Source organism: Nocardia veterana NBRC 100344, from assembly GCF_000308855.1.
Classification (GTDB): domain Bacteria; phylum Actinomycetota; class Actinomycetes; order Mycobacteriales; family Mycobacteriaceae; genus Nocardia; species Nocardia veterana.
This window is the reverse complement of the sequence record NZ_BAGM01000102.1, coordinates 46,502-57,256: the sequence shown is the minus strand read 5'-3', so window position 1 is coordinate 57,256 and position 10,755 is coordinate 46,502. Positions and strand designations below refer to the sequence as shown.

The following is a 10,755-nucleotide window of genomic DNA, read 5'->3' as shown; positions in this document are numbered from 1 at the left end:
AATGACACGAGTGTCGCAGCAGGATCACTGGGGCTTAGGAGAAGGCCACGTCCCCGACGACGGGCGTGATCTCGTGTCTGCGAAGACAATGGTGAAGCGCTGGCGGGAGAAGTCCAGGGGTTCCGAGAACGGGGTGTGGGAGGTCCTTGATTCGCATCTCCAAACCGTCGACGACTTCCAAACCCTGTTCCGCACCATCCGTGAGCAGATGACCGCCCAGGACGAATCCCTGGCCGCCCGCTATGCCGAGCTGGAAAAGTCGTTGCCGCAACAGAATCCGGCCCCGCAGCGCCTGCTCGGCGCGCTCGGCATGCATTTCGGGGGATAGATGGCCAGAGAGAACGAAAAGCCGCAGATCACAAATCCCGAGAACGTCTTCGGCTGGGATCATTCGCAGATCGAGAACGCCTTCTCCCAGCTCGACCCGTCCGACGCCTACAAGATGGCGCAGAACTATGCCAAGGCCGCTACCGAGTTCGATCAGGGTTTGGAAACCTTCAAACGCTCGGTCGGCAATTCCATTGCCGAAGCCTGGGAGGGTGCTGCGGCGGAGGCGGCGAAGAATGCGATCAAGCAGTACACCGACCACGCCGCGGATCTGACCGATCTGCTGGCCGCCCTGAGCACCGATATCGACGCGGCCGGCACCACCATCATCAATACGAAGAAGGCGATTCCGGCCGCCGCGGCGCATTCGTGGACCGCGAATATCTGGCCGCCCCGGGCACGGGAGGAGGAGCGTTCGCGTTCGAAGGTCACCTCGGATTCGCGAGATGCGATGCAGCAGCACTATGTCGCGGGGTTCACCGGGTTCGATCGCACAGTACCGGTGCTGCCGCCCGCGCTGAATCCCACGCAGCCGGGCGACGGCAGGCCCACCGCATGGCCGGGCGGCCCGAACGGGCCCACTGGGCCTGGTCCCGATGATGGAGGTCAGTGGGATCCGGGCGCGGAGAAGCCGGGGAAAGACGGAAACGGGGAGCAGGACGGGAAGAGCGGAACACCGGACTCGCAAGCTGACAACGGGCCGACCGGCCAAGTCCCGAATTCGACTGGTTCGCAGACCTCCACCAGCGGGGTCGGACCCGACGCCGGTGTCGGTACCTCTGGTTTCGATCCGAATGGTTCGCGAACCACTCCCAGCGGTATGTCGTCCGGCGGTCTGCACACCGGAGGCCCGGGCGGTTCGGGTGGTGGCTTCGGTGCCCTCTCGGGCGGACCCGGCCGCAGTGTGCCGGGTTCGGGAGTCCCGGGGACCGCGCAGAACCCGGCCGCCGCCTCGGGGCGCCCCGGTGCGAGCCCGGGAGCGCCCGGCCTGCCCGGTATGGGTGGGCTGGGTGGTGCCGGCAAGAGTAAGGAAGAGGAACGCACGCACCAGCGCGCCGATTATTTGACCACTGCGGAGAATGCGGCCGAACTGCTCGGCGAGCTGCCGAAGACGCTGCCCGGCGGTGTCATCGGCGGCGATACCCACGACGACAGCGGCGAGACGCGCAGATAGTTCGAAGGTGACAACACAGTGACGGAATGGGCGTGGGAGCCGGACGATTTCGCTGCGCTGTGGCTCGGCGACGCGAACGACCGGATCCCGGAGTTGTTGCGCTTCACCAGCCGTTTCGCGTATCGGAACGAATTCGAGGCGCACCGCGCGACGGTCCGCGAGCGCTACGATTCCGACGAATTCGAGCAGATCCAGCTCGCGCTGCACACCTTGAATACGTCCGTGATGAAAATCGAAATCCTCGGCGGTACAACGAAATACAAGGGCAGCGATGGCACGCAACGGGTCTACCGGATCGTCGGGGCACGTAATCTGTACCACGCGGCCGTGCTGTACCAGTTCACCCAGGGCGACACCGACGGACGAATCCGCCTGCGGCTCTGCCGCCCGGAGAGTCTGGCGGCCGCACTGGCCGCGCCGATACCGCAGCGCGATCCCGGTACCAGTGCACCGATCACGGTTCACCCCGCGGACCTGCGGGACGGGCAGAACGGCCTGACACGCAACACACCTCGGGAGCGCTATCTCGATCTGGTGAACGGCCCGGTGGACGGCGGCGGCTCGGCGTCCTTGCTGGTCGGCGCGTTCCACGCCGACGTGCGGCCATCGAATGTCGTGCAGTGGTACGACCTTCCCGACGGTCGCTACGTCGAGACCCGCGCCGAACAGATAACCGTCCGCCCGCTGCATACCCGAGACCTCGTCACCCGCTTCGACTCCTGGATCGAACGAGCCCTGCAACGCCTGCGTGAGGACGAGTTGGACTCCTGGTGAGCACGCCGGATCGGTGCTCACCTCGCACCGCCGACGGCCGGTATCACCGGATAGGTGAACTCGGGTAGCCGACGATGGCCGCCGGCGAGATCGGCGGCCAAATCGTCGTAGGCCAGCGAGATTTCGGCCAGGGAACGCCATGCGCAGTGCAGGGCCCAGTTGGTGGTGGGCGCGGTCAGAGCAGAGTGGGCCGTGGCGCAGTACCGGGCCAGGCGATCGACCACCATCCCCACGGTCTCGGTGTGCATGGCGGCCCCGCCGTGCGGACGCGGCATCTCGCCGGCCACCCACCGGTCGATGAGGCGTGTCAATCGCGCACGCTCGCAGTCGATGTCGCAGGAGCCGAGGCCGCCGTCCCTGAGCCGATCCCGATGGAGCCGAGCCAGTTGCGATGCGGCGTGCGCTACCGGGTGTGTGCTGGAGATGTCGTCGGCACACACTCGCAACAGCAGATCGCGCGCCGGAAGCCGAGTGCCGATCACCGTCGCGCCTCGAAGACTCGGAAACTGGTGTCCCCCGGCGACTTACGGAGCCGAGACGGCCACAACGCGTAGCCGACCGCCTCCATCGGCGTAAGCCCGATGAACGGTGTCAGCAGCGCCAAATCCACTGTCGCCTCGGCGATTTGCAATGCGGCGACAGCCTGCTGCGTGGTCAAGGTGCGCCCCGGCAGAAAGGACACCGCCCACCAGCCGTCCCCCACGGACCTCGCATGATGCGCCGTCCGATCCCCGCGCATCGAACACCCCGCCACAATCTGCACCGCCATGGCAACCCACTTCCCACCCGAATGGACCGAACTGAGGAGAGCTTGACCGTCGGAACATACCATTGATCGGTCAACATGACCTAGCAATGGATGATTTCCCTGACAGCTCGCTGATCAGCAGATGAACCCTGTACTGTTCGGTCAACGATCTCGGGTGGAAGGAGCTGGGTGTGGCGCCGCTGTCGCCGACGGTCGCACGCTGGGAGCTGACCTCGCGGATACGCATGTACACCGCAGAGCGTGATTTGACCGGTGCGGCCATCGCGAAGCACCTGGGCTTCTCGCCGACGTACTGGAGCAAGTTCGAACGAGACCGCAAAATCCTGTCGGAAGACAAGCTGCAGCTGCTGTTCGGGGTGCTCGATTTGAGTGCTGACGATCGCGAGGATTTGCTCGCGCTTCGTGCTGCGGCGAGTGGTCGCGGATGGTGGGCTGAGTACTCGAACCTGTTCGGCGTCGAGCATCAGCGACTGTGGGGGTTGGAGTTCGGAGCCTCCGAGATCAGCGCTTACGAAAGCCTTCTGATCCCAGGTTTGCTGCAGACCGAGAGCTATGCCCGCGCACTGATCGACCAGGACGACGTGTTCATCCCGAAAAAAGAGGTAGCGCGACGCGTCGAGGTTCGTATGCGTCGTCAGGAGCGCCTCACCGGCGCTGATCCGTTGCGCTTCAACGCCATCGTCAGTCAAGCGGCGCTGCTGCAGCAGGTCGGTGGGCCGGATGTACTCCGCGAACAGTTGCAACATCTGGCCCATCTGATTCGCCGGTACCCGGAAACCCTCGATGTCAGGGTGATGCCCTTCACTTCTCGGAGTGGCTATCTGTTCGGCGGCGCAGCCTTCTATGTGATCGAATTCGATCGGCCGTTCCTGCCGCCGCTCGGCTGGCACGAATCGACGGCCGTCTCGGGAGTGATCGAGAATTCCGATCAGGTCCGTGATCTGACGATCGCGTTCGAGGCCGCCCAGCGCAACGCCTTGGGTAAGCGCGATACGCTGGCCTTGATCGAGGAGTCCGCGGGCAGGTTAGGAACGACGTAATGAGGCAAGCCGGTGAGTTCGGACGGCGCAAGTGGTACAAGTCCTCATTCAGCAAGGACGCCAACAGTTGCGTAGAGGTCCGGTTCACCGGCAACGCGGTCGATGTGCGCGACAGCAAATACGTTGGCCCGGAACAGGATCAACCGATCATCACTGTCCCCGCCGACCAGTGGCCGGCCTTCTTGGGGCTCGTCATGACGAACTCCTCCGGCGTGCTACCCGATGCCGTGGCCGTGGACGTACATGCGGACGGCGGCGCCACGATCACGCACCGCACCACCCGGCTGAACTACAACGCCGACGAATGGGACGCCTTCCTCGAGGGCGTCGCTGACGGCCAGTTCGACCGGTCCTGACGGCCGGTCGGCCGGCAGGCGTCGGTCGGCAGGCGTCGGTCGGCAGCTCCGTCCGGCCGCCACCTGCCGGCGAGGTTCAGGATCGACGCAGGTCACGTCGACGCACGGCAGTCATGAAGTAGTTGCCGGGTCGGTCGGGCCCGGTACCGTCACCGACAACTGCCATCGGCAAATACAAATGAAACCACCAGGTCGCGAACAATCGTCCGAAAGTGGGGAAGCGGCCCGTATCGGGCTGAATCGCCACGAGCCCGAAGACGGCTTTTCCGACAGTCGTGTGAAAGACGGCCTGGAGCAGGACTCGGTCGATGAACGACAGTCCGGCGAAGCAGCACAACGCAATGAAGGGATTGAAACCCAGCTGGTGAAAATCCTGAGTACGCAAGAGTTCCGGTGAGAATCCGGGGCTGAGAACAAGCGCGATCGCGGCACCTCCGCCGGCATGCACAGTCAGGTCGAGCACGAAGCCGCCGACGCGACGCAGGGTGCGCGGAGAAGGGAAGGCGCTGTCGCTCGAGCTCCCGCACCTGACGGGGTTTCCGCGTGCATCCACTGCGGACACGGCCGGCGCAGCCACCTCGGCCGATGGTGGCCGTATCCGTTGCGCGTAGCAGATATCGCCGCCGCCCGGCGTCGAGACGACACCGTGGCGCTGGGGATCGCCGGCGAACCAGATTTCGAATGTCTGAGCATTGATCAATTTGCCCACCTGGGTCGACCACGTACTCAGAATCAGAGTGGAAATAGTTTCCCCCTGCCCGCCGAGCAACTGAACATACTCGTAGCGGCCTTCCTGCAGGTAACGAATCCGATAGGAATACCAGGGAAACCGCTTCAGGCTGCGCACTTTTCGTCGCCGAATCCACAGCATGCTCGCACCGAGAACACCGGCGCAGAAAAGGACTACGGTGCCGAGTGTGACGACAGTGAGGACCGCAGCCGCAGCATCACTGTGGTGTGAATCGCTGATTGTCACAGCGACCACCCAGGCCGGAATGCTGAGGATCCCGAGTATCAGCGTAACCCACGGCCAAGTCCCACCTTTCCGAAGTGCCGCGCGCGTAGCAGGGTGGGCTGCAGCCGGCGGGAGCGATGTTGTGACGATGGCGAGGTCCTTACCAATTCAGGGCGGAGGAGTTGGAGAAATCGCTGTGAAATGCGGCCGATCGTGCCATGTCGAAAATCATCCGCCGAAATTCTGGCCCGTCGTCGATGTAGGCGGTCGACAACTCGACCGCCGCCACCGCTGTACCGGATTCGGCGGGCAGGACCGCTTCCAGCTGGTACGTCGAGGCGGTCTCGGAGTCGTAGGGCGAGCCCGTGAACCGAGGAGAGGGCAGTTCGCGAATCCGCTCCGAGAACAGGATCGGACGCGTATCGACGTCCACGAGTTCGATGCTGCCCAAGTCGTCGCCGGCGGCAAGTCGGGTCTCTACGAGGTCTTTCAGCACGAGCCGCGGGTTGAGCTTGTCACCACCAGTCTCGTACAGGCAGACGGTCAGACACGAGGTGACCGGGGTGCCGCTCGACGCAACATGACGGCCGAACCCGCAGTAACGCACGTCCCACTGTGCGAGACCTTTCAGCAAGATCGAGATTATCGGCAGAACTCCTGCCGCCATCTCTCTTGTTTCCGAGTCGGAGAGACTTTTCGCCGTATTCGCGACCGCGGCGACGTGCCGGTCGATATCGGTGAGCGGTAGCGCGGCGAAGCCTTCCGGTATCCAGATATCCAATTCGACGTCAGTCATCGGCCAGCTCCAAGGTGCCGGTTGTGATCTTGCCGGAGCCCAGCCCGGCCTTCGCCGCCCGCGAAACGAGTTCGATTCCGGAAAGCGATGTCCCGACCCCCGGGCCGAATCCGTTGGCTTTACTCATATCTTGCAACCAGTTCGTCACCCCTTCGGGCCGCGGAATCTTGTCCAGTTTCGTGGACAGGTAACTGGGGGACTGCGCTCCCTCCGCGAACGCCTTGAACACGGCCCCGGACTCCTCCGCGCCCTTGAAGGCGGCTCCGGTGCCCTTCAGCACGCCTCCCGTCCCGGGGATGACAGCCAAGGAATCCAAACCCACGGTGGTGCCGATCTTCATCAGATTGTCCTTGCTGAAATCGCCGTGCAGAACGCCACCGAATGCGTCTTGGACCTCTGGGTCCATGAAATCCATCGCCAGCGCGCCTGCGCCTGAAACCAGCGCTATGGCGCCGAATATCGCATCCGCCGGGAACGGGGTGACCAATGCGAGTAGTCCTGTCACCGCCGATACTCCGGACAGAATGTCGTGGATCTGCTTCTTGTGATCACTGATCCACTTGCCAACCCCCTTCACCGCGTCCGAAATCTTGTCCCAGATGCTCTTGTCGGGCGGGCTGGGCGCGAAATCTTTTGCCGCCGCATCGAGTTCGGCCGCAATGCGTCGTGCGAGACTATTGTGCTCGGTCTCGAGATCGTGCGCGCGCTTGATGATGGCATCGATAGTGCCCTGCGCGTTGTCGACCGCTGCGCTCGCCGAACGTACCTGTGCCGCAGCGGCATCCAACCGGCGCTGTGCGTCGGCCAACTGGTTTCGGTCCGAGAACTGCATGTTGGCCAAGCCCAGGTCAGGATTCGCCTGGGCCTGCCGGAGGGTGGTCTGCGCTTTGGCGTATTCGCCGCGAGCGGTCGCGGCCTCACTTTCCAGTCCTTTTGCGGTCTCCTGGTAGCCGACCAGGGCGGTGTGCCATTCGTCGAGCAAGGCGACGGCGCGCTCGAGCGAGCTCTGGGCGTAGCCGAGATCTTGGGCCAGAGTCGCGTCGAAGGACGCGCGGAACGCGTCGCCCCCGGCGCCGGTCCACACGTTGTCGTGGCTGTTGCGCAAACGGGTCAGTAAGCCATTCGTTTCCTTGACGGCGTCGAAAGCGGAATTGATCTGACCGCGCAGGCCCGCCACATCGGCCGGCGCACCCGGGACCGGGTTGAAGCCCAAGTTGGGGTAGGGATTTGCGGCCGCACTCATGCCTTGATCTCCCCGGAGTCAGGCGACCCGGCAGCCGCTTGCGCGATCACCTGCGCGAACTGATTATCGACCTGCTGATAGACATCGTGGCACTGAGAAATTCCTTCTGCTGTAGTGCCGGCTGCCTCGCCGATACGTTGGATTCCGAAATGCCACCGGCGCTGAAAGCTGTCGGCCGCATCGTTGAGTTCCTTGGTGCCGATGTCCCCATGGCCGTCCCGGGCCATGGCCTTCATCGCATCGTTCAACACCTGTTCCGAGTTGCGCAAAAGCTGGGCCGCCCTACCCAAAGCCTCGATATCAACCTGTAGAAAGCCTGCCACTCCACGCACTCCCTCACCCGCCGACGACCTTGGCACGAGGATCGGTCGCCGGCGCTCGACACCGGTTCGTAAGGGTAGACGGATGTGGTTGGGCGTCGGTTCCGTCGACCGGTCGAGGTGTGGGTGGCGAGGTCGATGGTCAGGGCGCCAGGGCGGTGACTTCTACCTCGATCTGCCAATCGGGCTGGGCGAGCGAAGACACTTCCAGCAGGGTGTCTGCGGGGTAGGGCTCGCGGAGGAACTCCTCGCGGAGGACTTTGATCTTCTCCAGGTTGGCGGCCATGTCGGTGACGAAGATGCCCACCTTCACCACATCGGTGAGGTCGGAACCGGCCTGGGCCAGAACGCGTTGGATGTTGGCGAAGGCCTGCCGTCCCTGCGTCAGGAAATCGTCGGAAACGGTACGCCCCTGTTCATCGATACCTGTTTGCCCCGATACGAACACCAGGCCGTTCGCCTTGATCGCCTGCGAGATCTTGTACGGCTCGTACCAGTCGGGGGTGGTCGCGATCTTTTCGATGCGCTGTGAGGTCATGGCGAACCTTTCTCATCGTTTGTATGTACATACATTAAATGCATGTGCATACAGATGATGTCACCGCATGTATTCTGTTGTCAACGCGGAGGTGTGCTGATGGACGCGGAATTCTGGGATCAGCTGGTGACCCTGCATGCGATGGTGACCCAGCGGCTGGCCAAGGAGATGCAGCGACGCCACGGCATCGGACTGTCGGAATACCAGGCCCTGTGCCGGCTCGCGCGCGCGGACGGCGGTGAACTGCGGATGCAGGAGTTGGCCGAGCTCATCGGTCTCAACCAGAGCTCGGTCAGCCGGCTGGTCGCCAGGCTGGAATCCGGAGGCTTCACCCGCCGTGATCTGTGTCCGGACGACCGCCGAGGCGTCTACACGGTGATCACCGAGGCGGGCCGCGCGCTCCAGCGGCAGGCCGAGCCGACCTATCAGGACGCCCTGAACCGGGCTCTGGACGAGGCCTCCGGCGACGCCCGGGTGAGCGAATGCGTCGCCAAGCTCATCGCCTGATCGCCCGTTCCGGACAGGTCAGGCCAGCACCACGTCGGCGCGTACCAGCGCCGCGAGGGTATCGCGATCCGGCCAGTGCCGGGCCTCGTAGCGGGGCGGGGTGAGCCCGGGGACCGGGGTTATTCCGGTGAGCTCGATCGCGGTGGTGAACGGGACGGTGCACAGGGTGGTGATTTCCTCCTGCTCGTCCATGACGCAGAAGGCGATGTAATCCGCTCGGGGCAGGAGGTATTCCACCCCTTCGCCCCAGGTGGTGACGGTCCGCGGACCGGATTCGTCCTCGTGGACGTACGGGGTGGCGATGAAGGCGGGGGCGAGGTCGAGTTCGTCGATGTCCGACCCGTCGTCGAAACGTGTTCGGAGCCAATCGGCTTGGATGGAGTACTCGGTGACGGCCAAGCCGGTGGCGGCGCGGCGGGCGGCCGGCAGGAGAGCGTGCGGGCCGGCTGTGTCGAACGGGACCACGACGCCGTGGGCGTCGAGCGTGTAGGCCTGAGGGGAGAGGGGTCGGGTGGCCTCGCGATACTGGTCTTCGGCCATCTCGAACAACGAGCCGAGGAGTTCGGGGTCGTCCGGCGCGACGATCAGCGTGTCCACATCCGGAACGAAGGCGACCGGGCGGGTGTCCGGCCCGGCCAGTCCGGCCAGCCAGTCGGGGTCCAGCAGGTACGAGCTGAAATAGCCGTTGCCGTCGTCGACGAAACGGATTATCGAGCCGGGCTCCAAATCCATCGGCGCGATCCCGTTCCGGAGGTTGGCGCGAGCCTGGGCGAAGATGTCCTCGCTCGGCACGCCCCATTTTTCGGCATCGCTGACGGTGACGATGGCGCGGCTGTCGGGTCGGTCGATCGCGACCATCTCGACCGTGAACGGGAACGCCGCCCGCGTGAGTGGCCGTGCCCCGTCCTCGGCGATGCCGTAGGTCGCGGGACGCAGAATCGGCCGCAAACGCTCCCGGACCTCGTCCCAGGTATTCTCCGGCGGCGCCGGTCGCAGCATGGCCGAGACGAACCGGTCGATTCGCGCATCGCGGTCCGCGCCGTCCATGTCGGCCGTCTCGTGAAACAGATTGCCCAGGTAGAGAACATGGTCGTCGCCGACCTCGATGGCGAACTCCTCGGGCTGGCACCGCAACCGAGCCGAGCCCGCTGCCCTGGATTTGGCCAGCCGCAACACCACATGCTGCGCGAACGCATATTGCTGATCTTGTAACCCCACGGGAGCCGAACTCTAGCCCAGGGCGGGGACACCTCCCACGGAAATATTCCCCCGGCGGGGAACTTCGAGTGGCCGTGCGGACCCCGCGGCGTGGATCACATCCGCTGATATTCGGTCAGGTCGATATCGAGGCCGAAGGGGACCGACAACGTCAGCCGGTCATGATGGATCCCGGTCGGTGCGTAGACGTTCGTCGCCGGGTCCAGTTCGTAGATGTAGACAACGGCCCGCCCGTTGTCGTTCTCCACGCGCCAGAAGTGGGGAATCCCGGCGCGCGCGTACAGCTGTGGCTTACGCTCCCGGTCGCGCACAATCGAATCCGGCGAAACGACCTCGACCGCCAGCACGACGTCCTCGGGCCGATACGTGGTTTGGTCGGGCCCTCGATCCGCCGATTCGTGAACGACGATGACGTCCGGCTCGGGGCGCTGCCGCGGTCCCAATGTCACCGTCATCTCGCGCCGAACCCGAAGAGCCGGCGGCGCGGACGAGCGTAGCGCCAGGACGAGCAGATCGATCACCAACGCGTGGAATCTCATCTGCGGGCTCACGAAGACGAGGCTCCCGTCGATCAGCTCGGTATGTGCCGGCAGGTCGGGCAGTCTGTCCAGGTCATCCGCGGTGTAGCCGCCGGGCGGCGGGACGGCCCAGGCGGGTAGTGGATCCGCGCTCATCGGGCTCCCTCCTGATTCGAACGACTATTGCGGGCGGCGTCCGGCTGCAATGTCAAGTATTGCA

The 10,755-nt window shown here is 64.4% G+C and carries 14 protein-coding genes and 1 pseudogene; 6 read left to right on the top strand and 9 right to left on the bottom strand.

Annotated features, from left to right (window positions below; translation table 11 throughout):
• From ON37_RS19790 to ON37_RS19780, 3 genes and pseudogenes are all read left to right on the top strand, one after another.
• Positions 1–328, top strand: a pseudogene (locus ON37_RS19790) (hypothetical protein); the annotation flags it as partial.
• The gene (locus ON37_RS19785; RefSeq protein WP_040721317.1) at positions 329–1,501 is read left to right on the top strand and encodes a WXG100 family type VII secretion target; all 1,173 of its coding nucleotides are present in this window, start codon (positions 329–331) and stop codon (positions 1,499–1,501) included. It begins immediately after the preceding pseudogene.
• An 18-nt stretch (positions 1,502–1,519) separates the two neighbouring features.
• Positions 1,520–2,275, top strand: a complete 756-nt coding sequence (locus ON37_RS19780) for an ESX secretion-associated protein EspG (RefSeq protein WP_040721315.1) — start codon at positions 1,520–1,522, stop codon at positions 2,273–2,275.
• A gap of 17 nt (positions 2,276–2,292) precedes the next feature.
• Here the strand turns inward: ON37_RS19780 and ON37_RS19775 are convergent, their stop codons facing one another.
• Together ON37_RS19775 and ON37_RS19770 are read right to left on the bottom strand one after the other, a co-directional pair.
• Positions 2,293–2,757: a DUF4254 domain-containing protein gene (locus ON37_RS19775; RefSeq protein WP_085997344.1), complete on the bottom strand. Its 465-nt coding sequence runs from the start codon at positions 2,755–2,757 to the stop codon at positions 2,293–2,295.
• On the bottom strand, positions 2,754–3,044 hold the full coding sequence (locus tag ON37_RS19770; RefSeq protein ID WP_040721313.1) for a hypothetical protein: 291 nt from the start codon (positions 3,042–3,044) through the stop codon (positions 2,754–2,756). Before ON37_RS19770 ends, ON37_RS19775 begins: the two co-directional genes overlap by 4 nt.
• A 170-nt stretch (positions 3,045–3,214) precedes the next feature.
• Between ON37_RS19770 and ON37_RS19765 the strand changes: the two genes are divergently transcribed.
• Entirely contained in the window at positions 3,215–4,084 is an 870-nt protein-coding gene (locus ON37_RS19765; protein WP_040721311.1) for a helix-turn-helix domain-containing protein, read from the top strand.
• The gene (locus ON37_RS19760; protein ID WP_040721309.1) at positions 4,084–4,440 is read left to right on the top strand and encodes a DUF397 domain-containing protein; all 357 of its coding nucleotides are present in this window, start codon (positions 4,084–4,086) and stop codon (positions 4,438–4,440) included. The genes ON37_RS19765 and ON37_RS19760 overlap by 1 nt, the downstream gene beginning before the upstream one ends.
• A 76-nt stretch (positions 4,441–4,516) precedes the next feature.
• Here the strand turns inward: ON37_RS19760 and ON37_RS19755 are convergent, their stop codons facing one another.
• The 5 genes from ON37_RS19755 to ON37_RS19735 all read right to left on the bottom strand — a co-directional run bounded on the left by ON37_RS19755 (position 4,517) and on the right by ON37_RS19735 (position 8,292).
• On the bottom strand, positions 4,517–5,416 hold the full coding sequence (locus ON37_RS19755) for a hypothetical protein (protein ID WP_157171513.1): 900 nt from the start codon (positions 5,414–5,416) through the stop codon (positions 4,517–4,519).
• 139 nt (positions 5,417–5,555) lie between these two features.
• Positions 5,556–6,191, bottom strand: coding sequence for a hypothetical protein (locus ON37_RS19750; protein ID WP_040721305.1), 636 nt, complete (start codon positions 6,189–6,191; stop codon positions 5,556–5,558).
• The gene (locus tag ON37_RS19745) at positions 6,184–7,434 is read right to left on the bottom strand and encodes a hypothetical protein (RefSeq protein ID WP_051031807.1); all 1,251 of its coding nucleotides are present in this window, start codon (positions 7,432–7,434) and stop codon (positions 6,184–6,186) included. The genes ON37_RS19750 and ON37_RS19745 overlap by 8 nt, the downstream gene beginning before the upstream one ends.
• Complete coding sequence (locus ON37_RS19740; protein ID WP_157171512.1) at positions 7,431–7,757, bottom strand: hypothetical protein; 327 nt, start codon at positions 7,755–7,757, stop codon at positions 7,431–7,433. Before ON37_RS19740 ends, ON37_RS19745 begins: the two co-directional genes overlap by 4 nt.
• 139 nt (positions 7,758–7,896) lie before the next feature.
• Entirely contained in the window at positions 7,897–8,292 is a 396-nt protein-coding gene (locus tag ON37_RS19735) for a RidA family protein (RefSeq protein ID WP_040721301.1), read from the bottom strand.
• A gap of 99 nt (positions 8,293–8,391) precedes the next feature.
• Between ON37_RS19735 and ON37_RS19730 the strand changes: the two genes are divergently transcribed.
• Positions 8,392–8,799 (top strand): MarR family winged helix-turn-helix transcriptional regulator, encoded by a 408-nt coding sequence (locus ON37_RS19730; protein WP_040721326.1) that lies wholly within the window; start codon positions 8,392–8,394, stop codon positions 8,797–8,799.
• 18 nt (positions 8,800–8,817) lie between these two features.
• On the opposite strand, the gene ON37_RS19725 is transcribed toward ON37_RS19730, so the two are convergent.
• Together ON37_RS19725 and ON37_RS19720 are read right to left on the bottom strand one after the other, a co-directional pair.
• The gene (locus ON37_RS19725; protein WP_040721298.1) at positions 8,818–10,017 is read right to left on the bottom strand and encodes a DUF1444 domain-containing protein; all 1,200 of its coding nucleotides are present in this window, start codon (positions 10,015–10,017) and stop codon (positions 8,818–8,820) included.
• A gap of 95 nt (positions 10,018–10,112) precedes the next feature.
• Positions 10,113–10,691: a Uma2 family endonuclease gene (locus ON37_RS19720; protein ID WP_040721297.1), complete on the bottom strand. Its 579-nt coding sequence runs from the start codon at positions 10,689–10,691 to the stop codon at positions 10,113–10,115.
• Between the last annotated feature and the right edge of the window lie 64 nt (positions 10,692–10,755).